General features: G+C 44.8%; 17 protein-coding genes and 2 tRNA genes. 18 read left to right on the plus strand and 1 reads right to left on the minus strand.

Going from position 1 to position 19,485, the window contains the following annotated elements:
• Positions 1-202: 202 nt before the first annotated feature.
• Positions 203-676 carry a transcription elongation factor GreA gene (gene greA, locus CWO08_RS02965; protein ID WP_017059397.1) on the plus strand — a complete coding sequence of 158 codons (474 nt, stop codon included), beginning with the start codon at positions 203-205 and terminating at the stop codon, positions 674-676.
• Positions 677-801: 125 nt separating this feature from the next.
• Here greA and yhbY read toward each other — a convergent pair whose 3' ends face one another.
• A complete protein-coding gene (yhbY, locus tag CWO08_RS02970; RefSeq protein ID WP_004738252.1) occupies positions 802-1,098 on the minus strand; it encodes a ribosome assembly RNA-binding protein YhbY in 297 nt (98 codons plus the stop codon).
• A gap of 114 nt (positions 1,099-1,212) precedes the next feature.
• On the opposite strand from yhbY, the gene rlmE reads away from it, so the two are divergent.
• The 17 genes from rlmE to CWO08_RS03060 all read left to right on the plus strand — a co-directional run bounded on the left by rlmE (position 1,213) and on the right by CWO08_RS03060 (position 19,479).
• Positions 1,213-1,842 (plus strand): 23S rRNA (uridine(2552)-2'-O)-methyltransferase RlmE, encoded by a 630-nt coding sequence (gene rlmE, locus CWO08_RS02975; RefSeq protein WP_108019836.1) that lies wholly within the window; start codon positions 1,213-1,215, stop codon positions 1,840-1,842.
• Between the two features lie 107 nt (positions 1,843-1,949).
• Complete coding sequence (gene ftsH / locus CWO08_RS02980; protein WP_048658160.1) at positions 1,950-3,917, plus strand: ATP-dependent zinc metalloprotease FtsH; 1,968 nt, start codon at positions 1,950-1,952, stop codon at positions 3,915-3,917.
• A gap of 88 nt (positions 3,918-4,005) precedes the next feature.
• Complete coding sequence (folP, locus tag CWO08_RS02985; RefSeq protein WP_108019837.1) at positions 4,006-4,836, plus strand: dihydropteroate synthase; 831 nt, start codon at positions 4,006-4,008, stop codon at positions 4,834-4,836.
• Positions 4,837-4,857: 21 nt separating this feature from the next.
• Positions 4,858-6,198, plus strand: coding sequence for a phosphoglucosamine mutase (gene glmM / locus CWO08_RS02990; protein ID WP_017059393.1), 1,341 nt, complete (start codon positions 4,858-4,860; stop codon positions 6,196-6,198).
• A 292-nt stretch (positions 6,199-6,490) separates the two neighbouring features.
• On the plus strand, positions 6,491-6,823 hold the full coding sequence (secG, locus tag CWO08_RS03000) for a preprotein translocase subunit SecG (RefSeq protein ID WP_108019839.1): 333 nt from the start codon (positions 6,491-6,493) through the stop codon (positions 6,821-6,823).
• 16 nt (positions 6,824-6,839) lie between these two features.
• Positions 6,840-6,924: transfer RNA gene (locus tag CWO08_RS03005), tRNA-Leu, on the plus strand.
• A gap of 53 nt (positions 6,925-6,977) precedes the next feature.
• A tRNA-Met gene (locus CWO08_RS03010) sits at positions 6,978-7,054 on the plus strand.
• Between the two features lie 234 nt (positions 7,055-7,288).
• Entirely contained in the window at positions 7,289-7,744 is a 456-nt protein-coding gene (gene rimP, locus CWO08_RS03015; RefSeq protein WP_004738265.1) for a ribosome maturation factor RimP, read from the plus strand.
• A gap of 35 nt (positions 7,745-7,779) precedes the next feature.
• The gene (gene nusA, locus CWO08_RS03020) at positions 7,780-9,267 is read left to right on the plus strand and encodes a transcription termination factor NusA (RefSeq protein ID WP_017059230.1); all 1,488 of its coding nucleotides are present in this window, start codon (positions 7,780-7,782) and stop codon (positions 9,265-9,267) included.
• 22 nt (positions 9,268-9,289) lie between these two features.
• The gene (gene infB, locus CWO08_RS03025; RefSeq protein ID WP_108019841.1) at positions 9,290-11,956 is read left to right on the plus strand and encodes a translation initiation factor IF-2; all 2,667 of its coding nucleotides are present in this window, start codon (positions 9,290-9,292) and stop codon (positions 11,954-11,956) included.
• A gap of 134 nt (positions 11,957-12,090) precedes the next feature.
• On the plus strand, positions 12,091-12,504 hold the full coding sequence (gene rbfA, locus CWO08_RS03030; protein ID WP_108019843.1) for a 30S ribosome-binding factor RbfA: 414 nt from the start codon (positions 12,091-12,093) through the stop codon (positions 12,502-12,504).
• The gene (gene truB / locus CWO08_RS03035) at positions 12,504-13,457 is read left to right on the plus strand and encodes a tRNA pseudouridine(55) synthase TruB (protein WP_017059233.1); all 954 of its coding nucleotides are present in this window, start codon (positions 12,504-12,506) and stop codon (positions 13,455-13,457) included. Before rbfA ends, truB begins: the two co-directional genes overlap by 1 nt.
• Before the next feature lie 218 nt (positions 13,458-13,675).
• Positions 13,676-13,945: a 30S ribosomal protein S15 gene (gene rpsO / locus CWO08_RS03040; protein ID WP_010436144.1), complete on the plus strand. Its 270-nt coding sequence runs from the start codon at positions 13,676-13,678 to the stop codon at positions 13,943-13,945.
• 378 nt (positions 13,946-14,323) lie between these two features.
• Entirely contained in the window at positions 14,324-16,444 is a 2,121-nt protein-coding gene (gene pnp / locus CWO08_RS03045; RefSeq protein ID WP_019819855.1) for a polyribonucleotide nucleotidyltransferase, read from the plus strand.
• A gap of 124 nt (positions 16,445-16,568) precedes the next feature.
• Positions 16,569-17,492 (plus strand): lipoprotein NlpI, encoded by a 924-nt coding sequence (gene nlpI / locus CWO08_RS03050; RefSeq protein ID WP_108019845.1) that lies wholly within the window; start codon positions 16,569-16,571, stop codon positions 17,490-17,492.
• A gap of 152 nt (positions 17,493-17,644) precedes the next feature.
• The gene (locus CWO08_RS03055) at positions 17,645-18,052 is read left to right on the plus strand and encodes a MarR family winged helix-turn-helix transcriptional regulator (RefSeq protein WP_009847536.1); all 408 of its coding nucleotides are present in this window, start codon (positions 17,645-17,647) and stop codon (positions 18,050-18,052) included.
• A gap of 89 nt (positions 18,053-18,141) precedes the next feature.
• The gene (locus CWO08_RS03060; RefSeq protein ID WP_055319586.1) at positions 18,142-19,479 is read left to right on the plus strand and encodes an MATE family efflux transporter; all 1,338 of its coding nucleotides are present in this window, start codon (positions 18,142-18,144) and stop codon (positions 19,477-19,479) included.
• The last annotated feature ends 6 nt before the right edge of the window (positions 19,480-19,485 follow it).

Below are 19,485 nucleotides of genomic sequence, written 5' to 3' on the forward strand. Positions count from 1 at the left end.
TTATTGATGGGGAGGTTATTATTCATTTTTGTGATGTCTGTAATTTAGACCTAGATAAAGCTTTTATAACGCAAAGTGGAATAAAGGTGATTTAGCCATAAAGTTTGTTTACACTAAGCCAAATCGTTTTGTTTCTATCACCTAATAACTATGTTGGGTGTATTTATGTTGGCCAAAGAAAGCTTTGGCATAGAGGTAAAAAATGGAAAAGGTTCCAATGACAGTACGTGGCGCTCAGCAGCTACGTGACGAATTAGATCGCCTACTTAAGCTACGCCCTGTTATCTCAGCAGCTATTGGTGAAGCACGTGAACTAGGTGACCTGAAAGAGAATGCTGAATACCACGCCGCTCGTGAAGAGCAGGGTATTTGTGAAGCTCAGATCCGTGATATTGAATATAAGCTATCACTGGCTCAGATCATCGATGTAACGCAAATGGATAATACGGGCAAGATTATCTTCGGTACGACAGTGACACTGATTGATGTGGATACCGATGATGAGTTCCGCTACCAAATCGTTTCAGAAGACGAAGCAGACATCAAAACGGGTCGCATTTCTGTGAAATCGCCAATTGCTCGCGGTCTTATCGGTAAAATGGAAGGCGACGAAGTCATGATCTCTACCCCTGGTGGTGACAAAGACTTCGAAATCGACAAAGTAGAATATATCTAATTGAATTTTCTTTGTTTCTGATAAGTAAAAAGGTCGCTAAATGCGACCTTTTTCGTTTCTCACGCTACACTAAAAGATAAGCGCTGTGGCTTCCTATTAGTGAAGTTAGCTTATATTAAGCTCGCTTATTTACGTGGAATCTCGATTTTACGTGCTTCTGACTGACGGAACAGTACTAGAACTTTACCGATAGTCTGTACTTTCTCAGCTTTAGTTTCACGTACAATTGCATCGATAATCAGTTGCTTAGTCTCACGGTCTTCTGATGCAACTTTAATCTTGATCAGTTCGTGGTGGTCTAGAGCTAATTCGATTTCCGCTAGAACAGCTTCAGTAAGTCCATTTGCGCCCATTAGCACAACAGGTTTTAAACTGTGAGCTAGGCCTTTTAGATGCTGCTTTTGTTTGGTACTTAGGTTCATTACGCGGCCAATTTTCTTTACTATTAGGGTTGAAAAAACCTATTTTAACGCCATCTAAAGCTGAAGACTATAATTTATTCAGCAATTAGTACTTTCCTCCAATTTAGGTATCCAATGAGCAAACAGAAACACTCGGCCAGTTCAGGCCGTTGGTTGAAGGAACACTTCGACGACAAGTACGCAAATGAAGCAAGAAAGAAAGGCTATCGTTCACGTGCTTATTTCAAAATGGAAGAGATTCAAACGAAAGATAAATTGCTGTCTCCTGGGATGACCATTGTGGATTTGGGTGCAGCACCTGGCGGTTGGTCTCAATATGCTGCTAAGATTGTTGGAGACAACGGACAAATCATTGCGTGTGACTTGTTACCAATGGACCCGATTGCTGGCGTTAGCTTTTTACAAGGCGATTTCCGCGAAGAAGTTGTGCTAGATGCCTTGTTGGAGCGTATACAACCAAACATGGTTGATGTCGTGATGTCAGATATGGCACCTAATATAGCAGGCAACAATTCTGTGGATCAGCCAAGAGCTATGTATTTAGTTGAATTAGCTTTGGATATGTGTCGACAAGTTCTAGCTACCAATGGTAGTTTTGTTGTAAAAGTATTCCAAGGCGAAGGGTTTGACCAATACGTTAAGGACGTCCGCGAGATGTTTAAAACAGTAAAAGTTAGAAAACCCGACTCTTCTCGAGCTCGATCTCGTGAAGTGTTTATCGTAGCCACTGGTTACAAAGGTTAACGATTCTCTTCCAATAGTGAGAGTTAACAACATGGCTACAGGTTACAAACTGTAGTACCCTACCTTTAATTACAATTAGTTATCGAGAGGCTTACACCTTGAGTGACATGGCAAAAAATTTAATTCTGTGGCTTGTTATCGCGGTAGTGTTGATGTCGGTATTCCAGAGCTTTGGCCCTGGGGAAAGTAACGGCAGAGCAGTAGATTACACCACGTTTGTACAGGAAGTTGGCCAAGGCCAGATTCAAGACGCACAGTTCAATAACAGCGAAATCACTTTCACACGTCGTGGTGGTGGCTCTAAGTATGTAACTTACATGCCTGTTTATGATCAAAAGCTACTTGATGACTTAATTAATCAAAACGTAAAAGTTCAGGGTACACCACCTGAAGAACAGAGCCTGCTTGGCACTATCTTCATCTCATGGTTCCCTATGATCTTACTGATTGGTGTATGGATTTTCTTCATGCGTCAAATGCAAGGCGGCGGCGGCGGTAAAGGCGCGATGTCTTTCGGTAAGAGTAAAGCTCGAATGATGAGCGAAGAACAAATCAAAACGATGTTTGCTGATGTTGCTGGTTGTGACGAAGCAAAAGAAGACGTGAAAGAGCTTGTGGATTACCTTCGTGACCCAAGCCGCTTCCAAAAGCTAGGTGGTAAGATCCCAACAGGTATCTTGTTGGTTGGTCCTCCTGGTACGGGTAAAACATTGCTTGCAAAAGCGATTGCCGGTGAAGCGAAAGTACCGTTCTTTACTATCTCTGGTTCTGACTTCGTTGAAATGTTTGTTGGTGTTGGTGCATCTCGTGTGCGTGACATGTTCGAACAAGCGAAGAAAGCGGCACCTTGTATCATCTTTATCGATGAAATCGATGCTGTAGGTCGTCAACGTGGCGCTGGTGTTGGTGGTGGTCACGATGAACGTGAACAAACACTGAACCAAATGCTGGTTGAGATGGATGGTTTCGAAGGTAACGAAGGTATTATCGTTATCGCTGCGACTAACCGTCCAGACGTACTAGACCCTGCATTACTTCGTCCTGGTCGTTTTGACCGTCAAGTTGTGGTTGGTCTGCCAGATGTACGTGGTCGTGAACAGATTCTTAAAGTACACATGCGTAAAGTGCCACTATCGGGTGATGTTGAACCATCTCTGATTGCTCGTGGTACTCCAGGTTTCTCTGGTGCAGATCTTGCGAACCTTGTGAACGAAGCGGCGCTGTTTGCTGCTCGTGGTAACAAGCGTAATGTATCTATGGTTGAGTTCGAACTAGCTAAAGACAAAATCATGATGGGTGCAGAGCGCCGTTCAATGGTGATGTCTGAAGAAGTGAAAGAGTCAACGGCTTACCACGAAGCGGGTCACGCAATTGTTGGTCGCTTGGTGCCTGAACACGATCCAGTGTACAAGGTTTCAATCATTCCACGTGGTCGTGCGCTTGGTGTAACTATGTACCTACCTGAGCAAGACCGCGTAAGCATGTCTCGCCAACATCTAGAATCAATGATCTCTAGTTTGTACGGTGGTCGTCTTGCTGAAGAACTTATCTACGGTAAAGACAAAGTTTCGACTGGTGCGTCTAACGATATCGAACGTGCAACTGATATTGCTCGTAAGATGGTAACGCAGTGGGGCTTCTCAGAAAAACTGGGTCCTCTTCTATATGCTGAAGAAGAAGGCGAAGTTTTCCTAGGTCGCGGTATGAGCCAAGCGAAACATGTTTCTGACGATACGACTAAGCTGATCGATGAAGAAATTCGTATTCTAATCGACCGCAACTATGCTCGTGCGAAGCAAATTCTTGAAGAGAACATGGATATCATGCACTCGATGAAAGACGCGCTAATGAAGTTTGAAACGATTGATGCAGGTCAGATTGATGACTTGATGGAACGTAAAGACGACATTCGTGAGCCAGCTGGTTGGGGTGATCAGGCGAAAGCAGAACCTGCAAAGGAAGAAGCTAAACCTGAAGCGAAATCAGAAGAAGCAGCAGCCGAACCAAAAGCTGAAGAGTCGCAAGTTGAAGAAGTTAAGTCTGAATCAGATGATGCTCAAAACAAAGATTCTTAATCACTAGGCTTTAAATTAAAACCCTGAGTACGCTCAGGGTTTTTCTGTTTATAGCCCAAGATGTTTTTACCTTTAAGACCCACCTTCCATGATATTAAAAGCACATAATAAAACGCTCGTTTTAGACCGCCCACATGTGATGGGTATCCTCAATGTTACGCCTGACTCTTTCTCTGATGGCGGGAAATTCAATTCATTAGATAATGCTTTACTGCAAGCAGAGCGAATGATTCAAGCAGGTGTTAGCATTATTGACATTGGTGGTGAGTCAACTCGCCCGGGAGCACCTGACGTATCTTTAGAAGAAGAGCTCGCTCGCGTTATACCTGCCATTAAAGCAATTCGCGCCAAGTTCGATGTGTGGATCTCTATTGATACCAGTAAAGCTCAAGTGATGCGCCAAGCCGTTGAAGCAGGGGCTGATTTGATCAATGATGTGCGCGCATTGCAAGAGCCCGGAGCTCTAGAGGCAGCCGCCGATGCTAATGTGCCAGTTTGCCTGATGCACATGAAAGGTCAGCCAAGAACCATGCAAGCCAACCCAAATTACGATGATGTCCTAACGGATGTTGAAGCGTTCTTAAAAGAAAGGGTAGAAGCGTGTGAGGCTGTTGGCATATCAAAAGATCAGCTGATTTTGGATCCTGGTTTTGGTTTTGGTAAAACCATTGAGCATAATTACCACCTATTAGCGCACCTTGAAAAATTTCACAGGCTTGGGTTGCCAGTCTTAGCGGGGATGTCGAGAAAGTCGATGATCTTTAAGCTACTAGACAAAGCTCCAGCAGATTGCATGGTTGCTAGCGTCACTTGCGCTACCATCGCTGCAATCAAAGGTGCACAAATTATTCGCGTTCACGATGTTGAAGATACATTGGAAGCGATGAAGATAATCGAAGTGATGAATAACAATCACTAATCATAATTAAGGAAAATCAATATGTCTGATAAGAGACGTTACTTCGGCACAGATGGTGTACGTGGCAAAGTTGGCCAATACCCGATTACACCTGATTTTGTTCTGAAGCTTGGCTGGGCTGCGGGTCGTGTTCTTGCGAAACAGGGCACTAAGAAAGTCATCATTGGTAAAGACACCCGTATCTCTGGCTACATGCTGGAGTCTGCGTTAGAAGCTGGTCTCGCTGCTGCGGGTCTTCAGGCTACTTTTACTGGCCCAATGCCAACACCAGCCGTGGCTTACCTAACACAAACGTTCCGCGCTGAAGCTGGTATTGTTATCTCAGCATCACACAACCCTTACTACGATAACGGTATTAAGTTCTTCTCTTCTGAGGGAACAAAGCTACCGGACGATATCGAGTTGGCGATTGAAGCTGAACTGGACAAAGACATTGAATGCGTTGATTCTTCGGAGCTAGGCAAAGCAGTACGTTTGAACGATGCCGCTGGCCGTTACATCGAGTTCTGTAAAAGTACGTTCCCACATAAAATGACATTAGCTGGCATGAAGATCGTTATCGATTGTGCCCATGGTGCCACTTACCACATTGCGCCTGCTGTATTTAAAGAGCTGGGTGCTGAGGTTGTGGCTATTGGTGTTGAGCCAAATGGTACTAACATCAACCACGAAGTAGGCGCGACGGATGTACGTGCTCTGCAAGCTAAAGTGCTTGAAGAAAAAGCGGCATTAGGTCTGGGCTTTGATGGTGACGGCGACCGTATCATCATGGTTGACGAGCTAGGCAACAAAGTTGATGGTGACCAAATCGCTTACATCATTGCACGCGATGCACTGCGTCGTGGTGAGTTGAAAGGTGGTGTTGTTGGTACACTAATGACCAACCTGGGTATGGAAAATGGCCTTAAGCAGTTAGGTATTCCGTTTGTTCGTGCTGCAGTTGGTGACCGTTACGTAATGGAGCAACTTCTTGCTAAAGGCTGGAAGATTGGAGCAGAGAACTCGGGTCACGTTATCCTATTAGATAAAGTAACGACGGGTGATGCTATCGTTGCTGCGCTGCAAGTATTGGCTTCAGTTGTTGATAGCGAAATGACTCTGAATGAGCTGTCTCAGGGCATGACGTTGTACCCGCAAGTTCTAGAAAACGTTCGTTTCAGTGGAGACTCAAACCCACTAGAAGCAGAAGCAGTAAAAGCAGCTGTTGTTGAAGTTGAAGCTGAACTTGGCGAGAAAGGTCGTGTGCTATTACGTAAGTCTGGTACAGAGCCACTATTGCGTGTGATGGTTGAAGGCGAAGATGCTGAGCTTGTTCAAGCATCCGCGCTTAAGATTGCCGATGCAGTAAAAGCAAACTGCTAATTTAACCTTTTACTAAACAGGCGCAATGAATAGCGCCTGTGATTAGAAGTGATTGACTTATATAATGGTCAAGATATAACGGTCAAAAGAGACGTAAATGAGTTTTGTGTCGCTTTTGACCTTTTTTTGACCATTCACTTGGTAAAGGCTTATTTTTTAGCAAATTCTCCTTGTCAGCCATCGTCGCATTCGCTAGTATTGCTCGGCCTTCAGTTAGGAGGTCGCTAGCCTTGTTCTTAGAAATAGTTTTTTGAACGGCGCTGGCTCAACAATTAGGAACATAGGTGGAAAAATGTTTACAGTTCTACTTGTGATTTACCTGTTGGCAGCGCTTGGTGTAATTGGCCTAGTGTTGATTCAACAAGGTAAAGGCGCAGATATGGGAGCCTCTTTCGGTGCTGGCGCTTCAAACACTGTGTTTGGTGCTAGTGGCTCAGGAAATTTCCTTACCCGAATGACTGCAATTTTTGCAACTACATTTTTTATCCTTAGCTTAGTGCTTGGTAATATGTCTACACATAAAACTGAGTCACAATGGATTGACCCGACTCAAGGTCAGGTAATTCAACAAGCTGATGACGCAGTGAGTGAAGTTCCGGCGCAAGGCGACGAAATTCCACAATAATCTGTAAAGATTTGATGCCGAGATGGTGAAATTGGTAGACACGCTAGCATGAGGTGCTAGTGCCTTAGGGTGTGAGGGTTCGAGTCCCTCTCTCGGCACCATGTTTACAAACTTGTAAAACATCTTGTTGGGCGTATAATGCTCGCAAGTCGGACGCGGGATGGAGCAGTTTGGTAGCTCGTCGGGCTCATAACCCGAAGGTCGTCGGTTCAAATCCGGCTCCCGCAACCAATTTCAATGCTATTATATAGCTTGTATTGGTAGCAAGTTTGCACAGTGTGAACCTCACTGTGAGTTAAGTGTGATATCGAATGTGATGGCACTTAACATATAAGGGTCCAGCAACAAAAACCCCGGCTTATACGGGGTTTTTTGTTATCTAAGCATTTATAAATGCGCTTAGATAATGTTTGCTTGGAATTTAAATTGGGCTTTGAGCCCTTTTTTTGTTTCTGGAGTGGTTAAATGACTGGTTTAGAAAGACAACTTACTGAAATGCTTGACGCTCCAGTAGCAGCATCAGGTTATGAGTTAGTTGGATTAGAATTTATTCGTGCTGGTGAGCACTCAACGCTACGTATTTACATCGATTCACCAAACGGTATCAATGTAGATGATTGCGCTGAAGTTAGTCACCAAGTAAGTGCCGTAATGGACGTTGAAGATCCAATTTCAGTGGCTTATAACCTTGAAGTGTCTTCACCAGGTTTAGAGAGACCACTGTTCAAAGCAGAGCATTACCAACAATTTATTGGTCACGAGGTAAGCATCGTTTTGAAAATGGCTGTCGGCAACCGTCGTAAATGGAAAGGTGATATCCAATCTATCGAAGGCGAGACAGTGAAAGTATTGGTTGAAGGACAAGAAGAAGAATTCGTCCTGAGCAATATTGCGAAAGCTAACCTGATCCCTAAATTTTAGTTCTCCTAGAGAGAAGAGCTTAAGAGGCTAGATTAATGAACAAAGAAATTTTGGCGGTAGTAGAAGCTGTTTCTAATGAGAAAGCAGTTCCTCGTGAGCGTATTTTTGAAGCGCTTGAAATCGCGCTTGCAACGGCAACAAAAAAGAAAAGCGAACTAGAAATTGAAGTTCGTGTTGAAATCGACCGTAAAACGGGTGATTTCGAAACTTTCCGTCGTTGGGAAGCTGTTGAGGAAGTTGAATTCCCAACAAAAGAAATCTCTATTGAAGCTGCAAAGTACGATGACCCAGAGATCGAACTTGGCGGTTTCATTGAAGATGACATCGAATCAGTAACGTTTGACCGTATTACCACTCAAACGGCTAAGCAAGTTATCGTACAGAAAGTACGTGAAGCTGAACGCGCTCAAATCGTTGAACAGTTTATTGATAACGAAGGTGAGCTAGTAACTGGTGCAGTTAAGAAAGTTAACCGTGACACTATTATCCTAGACCTAGGTAACAACGCTGAAGCGGTAATCCTTCGTGATGACCAACTTCCTCGTGAAAACTTCCGTCCAGGTGACCGTGTTCGTGGTCTTCTTTACGCAGTTAAACCAGAAGCTCGCGGTTTCCAGCTTTTCGTTACTCGTTCGAAGCCAGAAATGCTAGCTGAACTATTCCGTGTTGAAGTGCCTGAGATTGGTGAAGAGCTAATTGAACTTAAAGGTGCTGCACGTGACGCGGGTTCTCGTGCTAAAATCGCTGTGAAAACAAACGACAAACGTATTGACCCAGTTGGTGCGTGTGTTGGTATGCGTGGTGCACGTGTGCAAGCTGTTTCTAACGATCTTGGCGGTGAGCGTATTGATATCGTTCTTTGGGATGATAACCCGGCTCAATTCGTAATCAACGCAATGGCTCCTGCTGATGTTGCTTCAATCATCGTTGATGAAGACGCACACTCTATGGATATCGCTGTTGAAGCGGATAACCTAGCACAAGCTATCGGTCGTAGCGGTCAAAACGTACGTCTAGCTTCTCAACTTACTGGTTGGGAACTGAACGTAATGACTGTTGCTGACCTTGAGAAGAAGCACCAAGAAGAAGCAGTTGCTTCTATTGAAAACTTCATGAAGCACCTAGACATTGAAGAAGACTTTGCTCAAATGCTTGTTGAAGAAGGCTTCTCTACGCTTGAAGAAGTAGCATACGTTCCTGTGAACGAGCTTCTTGAAGTAGATGGTCTAGATGAAGGTATCGTTGAAGAACTACGTAACCGCGCGAAAGACGCACTGACTACTCTAGCGCTAGCGAAAGAAGAAACTTTCGATGGTGTTGAGCCTGCTGAAGACTTACTTGCACTTGAAGGTCTTGAGCGTGAAATGGCTTACAAGCTAGCAGCAAAAGGCGTTGCGACATTGGAAGACCTAGCTGACCAAGGCGTTGATGAACTAGAAGGCATCGAAGACCTAACTGCAGAGCGCGCAGGCGAGCTAATTATGGCTGCGCGTAACATCTGTTGGTTCGGCGACGAAGAATAATTCAGCAAGGAGAGAAAGCGGTATGACACAATTAACAGTTAAAGCACTGAGTGAAGAGATTGGTACGCCAGTTGACCGCTTAATTGAACAACTTGCTGATGCAGGCATGAAGAAATCAGGGTCGGATCAAGTGACTGATTCAGAGAAGCAAACATTGCTAACGCACCTTAAAAAGGAGCACGGCGATACTTCTGGTGAAACAGAACCGACTCGTTTAACTCTTCAACGCAAGACCCGCAGCACGCTAAGTGTTGCCGCTGGAGGCGGTAAGAGTAAGGATGTTCAAGTAGAGGTACGTAAAAAACGTACTTACGTGAAGCGCAGCACTATTGAAGATGAAGCGAAACGTGAAGCTGAGGAAGCGGCTAATCGTGAAGCGGAAGAGAAAGCACAACGTGATGCTGCAGAGAAAGCACAGCGCGAAGCCGAAGAAAAAGTAACACGTGAAGCGGATGCAAAACGTGAAGCTGAAGAGAAGGCTCAACGCGCACAAGCTGAAAAGGCTAAAAAAGACATGAATTCAAAAAATGCAGACGCTAACGCACAAGCGAAAAAAGAAGCGGATGAACTTAAAGCTCGTCAAGAGCTAGAAGCAACTCGTAAAGCAGAAGCTGAAGCAGCTAAGCTTGTTGAAGAAGCTCGTAAGTTAGCAGAAGAGAACCAAGAACGTTGGTCTGAAGAAGAGAAGAAGAAGAAAGAGCAAGAGAAATCTGCGGATTACCATGTGACTACTTCTACTTACGCTCGTGAAGCTGAAGATGCGGCAGATAAGAAAGATGAGAAAGCACCTCGTCGTCGCAAGAAGAAAGCAGCTCCTGCTAACCAACCTGCAAACAACCGTGGTGGTCGTAACCAACGTGGTCGTGGCGGTAAAGGTAAGCTTGCTAAACCAACTTCAATGCAGCAAGGCTTCGATAAGTCAGCGACTGTTGCTAAATCTGACGTTGCTATCGGCGAAACTATCGTTGTTTCTGAACTGGCGAGCAAAATGTCAGTTAAAGCAACTGAAGTTATCAAAGTAATGATGAAGATGGGCGCTATGGCGACTATCAACCAAGTGATCGACCAAGAAACAGCACAACTTGTTGCTGAAGAAATGGGTCACAAGGTAATCCTGCGTAAAGAAAACGAACTTGAAGAAGCAGTACTAGCTGACCGTGATAGCGATGCTATCGCTGAAGGTCGTGCTCCTGTTGTTACTATCATGGGTCACGTTGACCACGGTAAAACTTCAACACTTGATTACATTCGTAAAGCACACGTTGCTTCTGGCGAAGCTGGCGGTATCACGCAGCACATTGGTGCTTACCACGTAGATACTGACAACGGCATGATCACTTTCCTTGATACTCCTGGACACGCGGCGTTTACCGCTATGCGTGCTCGTGGTGCTCAAGCGACAGATATCGTTGTACTTGTAGTTGCAGCAGACGATGGCGTAATGCCACAAACAATCGAAGCAATCCAGCACGCGAAAGCGGCAGGCGTTCCTCTGATTGTTGCTGTGAACAAGATCGATAAAGAAGGTGCAAACCCAGACAACGTTAAGAATGAGCTAGCTCAATACGACGTTATCCCTGAAGAGTGGGGCGGCGAGAACATCTTCGTTCACATCTCTGCAAAACAGGGCACAAACATCGATGGTCTTCTAGAAGCAATCCTTCTTCAGTCTGAAGTTCTTGAGCTTACAGCGGTTAAAGAAGGCATGGCGTCTGGTGTTGTTGTTGAATCTCGTCTTGATAAAGGTCGCGGTCCAGTTGCAACAGTACTAGTACAGTCTGGTACTCTAAACAAAGGCGACATCGTTCTTTGTGGTCAAGAGTACGGCCGTGTTCGTGCAATGCGCGATGAGAACGGCAGAGACATCGAAACTGCAGGTCCATCTATCCCTGTAGAAATTCTAGGTCTTTCTGGCGTACCTGCGTCAGGTGACGAAGCGACTGTTGTACGTGATGAGCGTAAAGCACGTGAAGTTGCTAACTACCGTCAAGGTAAATTCCGTGATGTTAAACTAGCTCGCCAACAAAAAGCGAAACTAGAGAACATGTTCGCGAACATGACGGCGGGTGAAGTTGCTGAACTTAACGTTGTACTTAAAGCTGACGTTCAAGGTTCTGTAGAAGCGATTGCTGACTCTCTACTGAAACTATCAACTGACGAAGTTAAAGTGAACATCGTAGGTTCTGGTGTTGGTGGTATTACTGAAACTGATGCAACTCTTGCTGCAGCTTCTAACGCTATCATCCTTGGTTTCAACGTTCGTGCTGACGCAACTGCGCGTAACACGGTTCAGAACGAAAACTTAGATCTACGTTACTACTCAATCATTTACCAACTGATTGACGAAGTTAAACAGGCGATGGGCGGTATGCTTGCTCCTGAATTCCGTCAAGAGATCATTGGTCTTGCACAAGTTCGTGACGTATTTAAGTCGCCTAAACTTGGTGCAATCGCTGGTTGTATCGTTACTGAAGGTACGATTAAGCGTAGCAACCCAATCCGTGTACTTCGTGAAAACGTTGTTATCTACGAAGGTGAACTAGAGTCACTTCGTCGCTTTAAAGATGACGTTCAAGAAGTTAAGAACGGTTACGAGTGTGGTGTCGGCGTTAAGAACTACAACGACGTTCGCGTTGGTGACCAGATCGAAGTATTCGAAATCGTTGAGGTTAAACGTACTCTAGACTAATCAGTCTGTACGACTCGACATATTGACTAAGGTTACTAACATTACTAATAAAGGTAATAAGTAATCGGTTGTTGAATACACCATGGGGGGCTGGTAATTACCAAGCCCCCCATCTTTCTAAGTGAGAAAAGAAAATGTCAAAAGAATTTAGCCGCACACAACGTGTGTCTCAGCAGCTTCAAAAAGAGCTTGCGCTTATCCTCCAACGTGAAGTTCGTGACTCACGTATTGGTATGGTAACTATCTCAGACGTAGAAGTATCTCGTGACCTTGCTTACGCAAAAGTGTTCGTGACTTTCCTATGTGTTGGTGAGCAAACACCTGAATCATGTCTTAAAGCTCTTAAAGAGCATGAAGTGCCAGTTCGTATGGCTCTTGGTAAGCGTATTCGCCACCGCCTAACGCCTGAAGTTCGTTTTACTTATGACAACACACTAGTCGAAGGCATGCGTATGTCTAACCTAGTAAGTGAAGTTCTTAATGACGACAAGCGTAAGCAACAAGAAGCTGGCCGCACTGACGAAACTCAGTCTAAAGGCGAAGAGTAATGGCTCGCCGTCGTAAAGGTCGCCCTATCAACGGGGTAATTCTATTAGATAAGCCAACTGGCATTTCGTCTAATGATGCACTGCAAAAAGTAAAGCGTATTTACTTTGCAGAGAAGGCGGGGCACACCGGTGCTCTGGATCCTCTTGCGACTGGCATGCTGCCAATTTGTCTTGGTGAAGCAACGAAGTTTTCTCAGTTTCTTCTAGATTCTGATAAGCGCTACGTTGTTATTGCTAAGCTTGGTGAGCGTACCAATACCTCTGACTCTGATGGTGAAGTGGTAGAGACGCGTGATGTTAACGTGACTCAAGAACAGCTTGAGCGTTGTATTGCGAGCTTCAAGGGTGAAACCGATCAGATACCATCAATGTTTTCGGCATTGAAGTATCAAGGTAAGCCTTTGTACGAATACGCGCGTGCAGGTATCGAGGTTCCTCGTGAGTCTCGTAAAATCACTGTGTACTCTATTGAATTGCTTCGCTTTGAAGGTGATGAAGTTGAAATGGAAGTGCATTGTTCGAAAGGCACATACATCCGTACAATTACCGACGATCTTGGTGAAATGCTCGGTTGTGGTGCTCACGTGACAATGCTTCGTCGTACAGGTGTAGCAAAGTACCCATACGAGCGTATGGTGACTTTGGAGCAGTTAAACGAGATCCTAGAGCAAGCACAGGCGCAAGAAATTGCACCGAAAGAGCTGCTTGATCCTCTGCTGATGCCAATGGACACTGCCGTTGAAGATTTACCAGAAGTAAACCTGAACGCGGAACTGACTGACCTTGTTCAGCACGGTATGCCAGTTCAAGTTGCTGGTGCGCCAACTGAAGGTACGGTTCGTATGACAAGTGGCGAAGAGAAGCTATTTGTTGGCGTAGCCCAGATTGCTGAAGATGGCCGAGTTGCACCGAAGCGTTTGGTTGTTTTCAGAGATGAAGAGCCACAAGCGTAACGCTTAAATCGAGTTAGATCTTAGCGGTTCGTCTTGAAATTCGAGCAAATGAGACAGAAAGCGAACACCTAATTTAGGTGGTTCGCTTTTTTCGTTTTTAATGGGTTCGATTGTTATTGCACCAACTGACAAACTTCCCTATAATCCTCGGCTCGCGTAGCGGCTGAATCAGAGATTGGCTGCTACAAATATAAACTTACTCTTATCAGGAGAGAATTATGTCTCTGAATGCAGAAACTAAAGCAGCAATCGTTGCAGAATACGCACAATCTGAAGGCGACACAGGTTCACCAGAAGTACAAGTAGCACTACTTACTGCTTCTATCAACCACCTACAAGGTCACTTCAAAGCGCACAAACACGATCACCACAGCCGTCGTGGTCTACTACGTATGGTTTCTAGCCGTCGTAAGCTTCTTGATTACTTGAAAGGCAAAAACCTTGCTCGTTACCAAGACCTAATCAAGCGTCTAGGCCTACGTCGCTAATAGCGATGTCTGCAAAGACAGTTTGAAGAAAAGGAGCATTTATGCTCCTTTTTTTGTGCCTGTAAGAAAATGCTAGGCCGGATGCTCAGAATATCATCTGGCTTTTTCTGATAGGAAATATATCTCCTAATAAAAATAGTTTATACTACGCCCGCCTATAGCGTTTTCAGCGTTTGGCAATCAACCTCTCAAGAGATTACAGTCACAGATGTCGGCCAATAGGTCGCGACTATTCAAAGGCGGATTTGGTCTTAATTCGGCGTATGAACTCATACAAAGAGTCACCATCCTAAGTCCCTTTTCACTAGTCGCGATTGGTAATATCTTGAGTCATTATTCACTTAATCTAAAGTTTGACTTTAGAGCTAAGGATATACAATGTTTGAAAAACCAGTTGTAAAATCGTTCCAGTACGGTAACCACACCGTTACTCTAGAAACGGGCGTAATTGCACGTCAAGCTACCGCTGCTGTAATGGCGACTATGGATGATACATCAGTATTCGTTTCTGTTGTTGCTAAGAAAGAAGCTGTTGCAGGTCAAGACTTCTTCCCTCTAACAGTTAACTACCAAGAGCGTACATACGCTGCGGGTAAAATCCCTGGTGGTTTCTTCAAGCGTGAAGGTCGTCCATCTGAAGGCGAAACACTAACAGCTCGTCTGATTGACCGTCCAATTCGTCCACTTTTCCCAAGTGCGTTTAAAAACGAAGTTCAAGTTATCGCTACGGTTGTTTCTATCAACCCTGACGTAAACCCAGACATGATCACTATGATCGCAACGTCTGCTGCACTTGCTATCTCTGGTGCTCCATTCAATGGTCCTATCGGTGCTGCACGTGTTGGTCACATCGACGGCGAACTTGTTCTTAACCCATCAAATACTGAGCTTGAAAACTCTAAACTAGACCTAGTTGTGTCTGGTACAGAAGGCGCAGTACTTATGGTTGAATCTGAAGCAGATAACCTATCTGAAGAAGAAATGCTTTCAGCTGTTGTTTACGGTCACGACCAACAACAAGTTGTAATCAAAGCAATCAACGAGTTTGCTGCTGAAGTTGCAACTCCATCTTGGAACTGGGAAGCACCAGCAGTTAACACAGAGCTTAAAGCTCAAGTTGCTGAACTTGCTGAAACACGTTTATCTGACGCGTACCAGATCACTGAAAAAATGGCTCGTTACGAGCAAGTTGGCGCAATCAAGAACGACGTTGTTGAAGCTCTAATCGCACAAGACGAAAACCTAGATGAGCGCGAAATCCGCGGCATGCTTGGTTCTCTAGAGAAAAACGTAGTACGTAGCCGCATCATCGCTGGCAACCCACGTATCGATGGCCGTGAAAAAGACATGGTTCGTGCGCTAGACGTACGTACTGGTGTTCTTCCACGTACACACGGTTCTTCTCTATTCACTCGTGGTGAAACTCAAGCACTTGTTACTGCAACGCTTGGCACACAACGTGATGCTCAAATCATCGATAGCCTAATGGGTGAGAAGAAAGACAACTTCCTTCTACACTACAACTTCCCTCCATACTGTGTAGGTGAAACTGGTTTCGTTGGTTCTCCTAAGCGTCGTGAAATTGGTCACGGTAAGCTTGCTAAACGTGGTATCCAAGCAGTAATGCCTTCTGTTGAAGAATTCCCATACACAGTTCGTGTTGTATCGGAAATCACAGAATCTAACGGTTCTTCTTCAATGGCTTCTGTATGTGGTACATCTCTAGCGCTTATGGATGCTGGTGTTCCAATCAAAGCTTCTGTTGCGGGTATCGCAATGGGTCTTGTTAAAGAAGGCGACGATTTCGTTGTTCTTTCTGACATCCTTGGCGACGAAGATCACCTAGGTGACATGGACTTTAAAGTAGCAGGTACTAACGCTGGTATCACTGCACTTCAAATGGACATCAAGATCGAAGGTATCACTAAAGAGATCATGCAAATTGCACTTAACCAAGCGCAAGGTGCACGTAAGCACATCCTTTCTGTAATGGATGAAGCTATCTCTGGTGCTCGTGAAGATATCTCTGAATTCGCTCCACGTATCCACACAATGAAAATCAGCTCTGATAAGATCAAAGATGTTATCGGTAAAGGCGGCGCAGTTATCCGTGCTCTTTGTGAAGAAACTGGTACTACAATCGAAATCGAAGACGATGGCACAATTAAGATTGCTGCTACTGAAGGCGCAGCTGCTAAAGAAGCTATCCGTCGTATCGAAGAGATCACAGCTGAAGTTGAAGTTGGCCGCATTTACCAAGGTAAAGTTGCTCGTCTAGCTGACTTCGGTGCATTCGTTACTATCCTTCCAGGTAAAGATGGTCTAGTACACATCTCTCAAATCGCTGACAAGCGCGTTGAGAAAGTGTCTGACTACCTAACTGAAGGTCAAGAAGTTCCTGTTAAGGTTCTTGAAATTGACCGTCAAGGCCGTGTACGTCTAAGCATGAAAGAAGCAGTTGAAACGCCAGCTGAAGGTGAAGCACCTGCTGCTGAGTAATTCTCAGTGTGTCGATGGTAATATCGCTTTTTAGTGATTTCTAACCTATCGTCAACAAAGCATGTTATAAAGGGGAGCATATCGCTCCCCTTTTTTATTGCGGTCATAACAGGAGTAATTATTTGTGAAATGGTTTCAAACCGCGAGTATGTGTTTACTGCTTGTACTAACAGGTTGTGCGACAACATCAGATAACGCCTCACGTTGGGTTTATCCACCGATGGCTGTGCCACTGCAACCAAGCGTTCAGCAAGAAGTTCAAATTGCACGTCTTAGTCAGTTATTACAGCGCCCAGATTTGAACGATGAAGTTCGAGCTAAGATGCTGTTTGAACGTGGTAACTACTACGATAGTGTTGGCCTGCGTGATCTCGCGCGTCTCGACTTCAACCAATCTCTTTCATTGAACCCAGCTCAACCTGATATCTTCAATCTTTTGGGTGTTTACTTTACGCAGGTAGGGGAGTTTGATGCGGCTTATGAATCTTTTGATTCTACGTTAGAGCTTGATCCTGCAAACTCTTACGCAGAAAGAAACCGTTCTATCGCGCTTTATTATGGCGAACGTTACGACTTAGCCAATGAAGAGATGATGAAGCACTACGCCGATGATCCTAGCGATCCGTTTCGCGCTCTTTGGTTGTATATTATTCAGCATGAGCTAACGCCAGAGCAAGCTAAGCTTGATTTACAAAAACGTTACGAGAGTCGCGATGAGCAGTGGGGCTGGGTGCTAGTTGCCATCATGCTTGATGACATTACAGAAGAGCAGGCTTTTAAGGCGATCTTAACCGGTACTCGTGACAACACGTTACTAGCGCAGCGTCTAACAGAGACGTACTTCTACCTGGCTAAGCGTTACCATATGCATGGTGACTACGCGAATGCGATCTCTTTGTACAAGTTGTCAGTCTCTTTCAACGTGTATGAATATGTAGAGCACCGCTACTCTTTCTTAGAGCTAAGCCGTATCTTCACCACGCTTAAAGCCGAGCACTTAGCACAAGTTAAGTTAGCTGAGGCTGAAGAAGAAGCCAGCGCTAAGTAAGCAATACATTTTGACTCCGAGAAGCCGCTGCCTGTCAGCGGTTTTTTTATGCTCTTTTTTATGATCTTCATCTCGTTTTGATTGCTTTTTATTTAAACAACACTAAAATAGTTAGCCTTACTAACTAAATGCTATTCTTTGATTGGGTGAGTATGCTAAACCAGAATTTAGAAAAGATTGAGCGTTTTGCTTCAAAGATATGGCGAACTCAGGTAAATGAAGATCCTATTTGCCAATTGAGCTTTAACGAGTATGACTATTTGAAGGTCATTCAATCCTCTCCTGAACCGATCCGATTGACTGATCTTGCGATTGAGATGCAGGTGACCAAGCCTTCAGCAACCACTATGGTTCAGAGACTAGAGAGAAAGGGGCTTGTTGAGCGTAAAGCTTCGCTCGAAGATGCGAGGTCTAAGTTGGTTGTACTGACCAGCAAAGCTGAAGTCGGCTTAGAAGAAGAAAGTAAGATCTATCAGGTCATGGCACAAATACTGGAAAGTCGTTTGTCTGAGCAAGAATCTCAGCAGCTAAACCTATTATTAAATAAAGCTTTGAAGTAAATAATTTAGATATTTAGTTAGCCTTGTTAACTAATTTTTCGAGTCATATCTTGTTGATATGCGACTCACAAATGAAAGTAGAGTAAGAAATGAGTAACTCAATTAGTCGTCAGTTTTGGCGATACACAATCCCTACCGTGGCAGCCATGTTGGTTAATGGCCTGTACCAAGTGGTGGATGGCATTTTCATTGGCCGCTATGTGGGGGCTGATGGACTTGCAGGTATCAATGTTGCGTGGCCTGTGATTGGTTCGATTCTCGGTATTGGTATGTTGGTGGGCGTGGGTACAGGTGCACTGGTCTCGATTCGCCAAGGTGAAAAAGATACTCAAGGCGCTAAGCAGATCTTAGCAACGGGCTTAACCTTGTTGTTAGCGATAACGCCTATTGTCTCCGCATTGCTGTTTTTGTTTGCTGATAACTTCTTGCTTTGGCAGGGCGCTGAAGGGCGAGTGTATGAACTTGGCTTGCAGTACTTACACATTCTGATTGGTGCTAGTGTCTTCACGCTAGGTTCGATCGCGATGCCGTTTCTACTGCGTAACGATGACAGCCCTAATTTAGCGACGATATTGATGATCGTTGGTGCTGTGATTAATATCGTACTCGATTACCTGTTTATCGCTCTGTATGGTTGGGAGTTGATGGGCGCGGCACTAGCAACAGCTATCGCACAATTTGTGGTAACGGGCTTAGGTCTGGCTTACTTCTTTTCACGTCGAGCAAATTTACGCTTACGTTGGAATGAGTTACGACTGAAGCTATCGGTTATCCCACAGATCTTCGCCATTGGTACATCAAGCTTCTTTATGTACGCTTATGGTTCGATGATGGTGGCGCTGCACAATGCGTTGTTCTCCCAATATGGCGACCAGTTGATGATTGGTGCTTACGCGATTTTGGGCTACATCGTGACGGTTTATTATCTCACGGCTGAAGGTATCGCCAATGGCATGCAACCTTTGGTGAGCTACAACCATGGTGCGCGTAACCAAGCGAACATTCGTAAGTTACTTAAGATTGCGATGCTGAGTTCGGTATTGATTGGTGTGGCGTTCGTGCTGCTTCTGAACGCATTCCCACGTGAGTTTGTATCAGTCTTTAACTCGGACGAACCTCAGTTAGTTGAGTACACAGTATTAGGTATTCGACTACACATGTTTGCATTGGCGCTTGATGGTTTCTTAGTGGTAGCGGGCGCTTATTACCAAGCGGTAAACAAGGGCAGCAAGGCGATGTTTGTAACGATAGGCAATATGCTGATCCAGTTACCTTTCTTGTACATTATGCCTAAGTTGTACGGTGTGCCGGGGATCTGGATTGCATATCCACTGTCTAATATCGCGTTGAGCGCGGTGGTAATGGTGATGCTCTACAAAGACGTAAAGAAGCTCGACGCCTCGCCGATGGAAACCGCAACGGCATAGGTCGAT

Source organism: Vibrio sp. 10N.286.48.B8 (genome assembly GCF_003050085.1).
In the GTDB taxonomy this organism is placed as follows: domain Bacteria; phylum Pseudomonadota; class Gammaproteobacteria; order Enterobacterales; family Vibrionaceae; genus Vibrio; species Vibrio crassostreae.